This window comes from Caballeronia sp. LjRoot34 (assembly GCF_964253815.1).
Classification (GTDB): domain Bacteria; phylum Pseudomonadota; class Gammaproteobacteria; order Burkholderiales; family Burkholderiaceae; genus Caballeronia.
The window spans coordinates 1-2,934 of record NZ_CAXUSB020000024.1 but is presented as its reverse complement, the minus strand read 5'-3'; the positions used below and the strand labels follow the sequence as shown (position 1 = coordinate 2,934).

Here is a 2,934-nt window from a genome sequence, read left to right as displayed (position 1 = left end):
TTCGCAGCCTGCTCGGTGCGTACGGCACCAAATTTCAAATCAATTTCGCCTGAACACTTATAAGGTTATGTCAAGTCGGATAGCATTCTTACCGCTTTAGGATTGTTCGCTCCCTCTACGTTCTCGCGTTCGAACCGGCGCTCCGGTACGCTGGGCGCGATAGCCGATCCAGCCATACGCGACTTGCCCAAATTCGACATCGGACAGGTCTCGTTTCTCGTTATCACGGCACGGTCACCTGCACCTTGGCCCTCTCACGCAGACTGAGAGTCATCTCGCCAGATAGCTGGCTGGCTAGCTGGCCGATGTGCTTAGAAGGTTACTGGGAGACCAGCCGGTACCGCATTTTAAACGCAATTAACTGGGCAAATCCGAAGACATGGCGAAGTTCGGAAATGATGTGCAGTTGTTCCAACGTTGCTGTTAAATTCGGGACATGCCATTGGTCTATGAAAAGTTGAAGACCGGCGCCGCAACCACGAGCCCGGTCAAGATGGTCCTGTTCGTCTGGCAATCGCACAATCGCGGGTCCCCGCTGGTTTTATTTGAACAGCCGCCGGTCCAGCTCGAAGCGCTGTTTGTGCAGTACCACCACGTGCTTCATGCCAGGATGCGCTGGATTCAGGATCAGGTTGTCGTCACTCGGGCAGACAACCGACGGAACCCGCATCGCAAGCCGCTTGCCAGCTTCCAGCCACTGCCTCGCGAGGTCCACAGTCGAGGCTGGGTCGCGATCCAGCACATTCCAGTCGTCGGGCAGATCCGGCACGTAAGCTCTCGACGCGGCCCTGTCCGGCACTTCCAGCGTGACAAGATAAAAGTTCGCTACTGGCAGCAGGCCCGACGCATGAACGCGCGCCTCGAGGACCGCTGTCGACGCATGGCAGCACGTGTACAGCACCGGTACGCCCCGCGGATTCCAGCGTCCGCCGGCGAGAGCGGCACCACTTCCGCTCAGGTCATCGGCCCGGTACCTGCCGGGCTTCTCCTTTGCAAGACGAAACACCTTCATACGGTCACGCCGTATTCGAGACGTACGATAATGTCACGTACACGGTCAAACCCGGTTTGCGTATCCAGCATATCCAACGGTCGTTCACCGCTCAGTTGAACGTTGGGCCGCAGCAGCCATTCGGCGGCCAGCTTGCCGTCTTCTAGAACGTCCTTGGCCTGCGCGTAAATCAGCATCGTGCGTGCTGCACGGTCCGATTCGCTCGCACTGAGCCGCTCGCCTTGCGAGATCTTGCGGTTGATGGTGCTGCTGGGAAGGCGCAGACTCGCGAGCAGGGTCTGTACCGGGATATCCAGCAACTCCGTTGCGATTCGGCTGACGATTACCGCCTCCATGCCGTCACGAATAAGGCGTGACTGTTCGATCGGGTCGAGCCCGAGAAAGAACGTGAAATCGTCGTGCTGAGCGCCCAGCCCATAAGTGGCGATGTGCGCGAGCCTTGCGGCCGTTGCGGACTTTCCCGCTGAGACGCTAGGCTTTACCCGCCGCGAATGAGGCCGTCCTGCGACTGTTTCTGCCGACATAGTGCTCTCCCAAATGGGCAACGATTGATGCCCAATTGAGTTTTAGTGTATCCGATTACCAGACGGGAAACAAGTGCCTCCCATTTGGGAAGTCCCTTCTAATTCGCCTGAGGCGACTGGAAGCCCTTCTGTTCATCCCCGGGAGAGTATGCACACAAATCGCTTACCGCCGCCATTGGGCGTGATGATGCAAAAAGGCGCGCGCCAGAGAAACCACGCAATCCATCGAAATTGTTTATAACCGGCCCGTCAGGAGTGACGTGACTACCTGTTGTGCGTTACTTTCGCGGGGCGATTCAAGTCGCCGCTTAACCCCTTGACGTCTACGGGTTTCGATCTGTCTCAGACACTTCGCCAGAGCCTCGGCCTTTGGCGCGCACGAGAAAATCATCTCGATTCTTGTCGACGATCCAATGCGGCGCCCAACCTCGACTGCTCCACCTTGCACCGCTTCGTAAATCGCGATATTTCGGTGCGCGTGCCGAGGTGTCCTTCTAGCATTCCCCTTTTCGACCCATCAGATCCGCGAGGCTAATCTGATATTCATGCATCTTGCGCACGATGTTGGTGAGGACCGCTTCCGCTTCACGCTGGCGTGCCGCACTCACCTGTTGCTGAAGCGTTTGACGATGCACGAGCAGTTCTTTGGGGCTAGGTTCTCAATTTCCATTCAGTGAGATTTTCTCTTTGATGTTGATTCAGAGTTTGGCGCGGTGGGGCCGCCACCAATGAGGGCGACGGGCAATTTGAACACGTTGTCAGGCGGGGATAACTTGCCGGAACGCCAATAGGGCAAACGGAGCCATCTTGGGTCGTCCACAGAACCGATATAGGCTTTTTTCTTGTCCGCAGCCCACAGCGGCGGTGCGAAATCGGCCGACGCGAGCAAGGGCGCCGTTCTAACCGGGCGCTGGCGCTGTTCATCATCCAATACAATCCGACGTGCCGATGTCAGCCCAGGCCGGTCCAGCTTCGTCAACCCGCGGCTCACGAACTGCGAGATACCCGTGTCCTCCGAGGCTTCGATCTTTTCCACCGATGCACTGCCGCCTTCTGCCGCCACCGGGTCGAAACCCGTAGCGCGCATGGCGGGAGCGTTGGCGACAAAGGCAGCGCCAAGTATGAGCAGCTAAATCTGGGAGGCGACTACTCCTTGTCGAAGACAACCGACCTTTATTTCATCGGCGCGTTTCAACATGCCAGCGGCACGGATTCGCTTGGCGCCCGGCAGTTGCCGAAATCGGCTATTTAACGCCTTCAGCGACAAATAAACAGGTACTCCTCTCTGCCGGCATCAAGCATCTGTTCTAGGTCCAAAAGTTTGTTGGTTATGTCGCGCTAAGGGTGCAGGAGTAAAATCCAGGCGGACATTTTCCTGAAGTGAAGCGTGATATGAAG

General features: G+C 57.1%; 2 protein-coding genes and 1 pseudogene. All 3 read right to left on the bottom strand.

Annotated elements, in window-relative coordinates:
* Positions 1-541: 541 nt before the first annotated feature.
* Complete coding sequence (locus ACSQ36_RS46960) at positions 542-1,012, bottom strand: RES family NAD+ phosphorylase (protein WP_436187627.1); 471 nt, start codon at positions 1,010-1,012, stop codon at positions 542-544.
* Complete coding sequence (gene parS, locus ACSQ36_RS46955; RefSeq protein WP_436187626.1) at positions 1,009-1,536, bottom strand: type II RES/Xre toxin-antitoxin system antitoxin; 528 nt, start codon at positions 1,534-1,536, stop codon at positions 1,009-1,011. Before parS ends, ACSQ36_RS46960 begins: the two co-directional genes overlap by 4 nt.
* 931 nt (positions 1,537-2,467) lie before the next feature.
* Positions 2,468-2,623, bottom strand: a pseudogene (locus tag ACSQ36_RS46950) (electron transfer flavoprotein subunit alpha/FixB family protein); the annotation flags it as partial.
* Positions 2,624-2,934: the final 311 nt, after the last annotated feature.

Coding starts and splice junctions, on each gene's coding strand:
- parS (WP_436187626.1), bottom strand. CDS start 1,536: ATGTCGGCAGAAACAGTCGCAGGACGGCCTCATTCGCGGCGGGTAAAG.
- ACSQ36_RS46960 (WP_436187627.1), bottom strand. CDS start 1,012: ATGAAGGTGTTTCGTCTTGCAAAGGAGAAGCCCGGCAGGTACCGGGCC.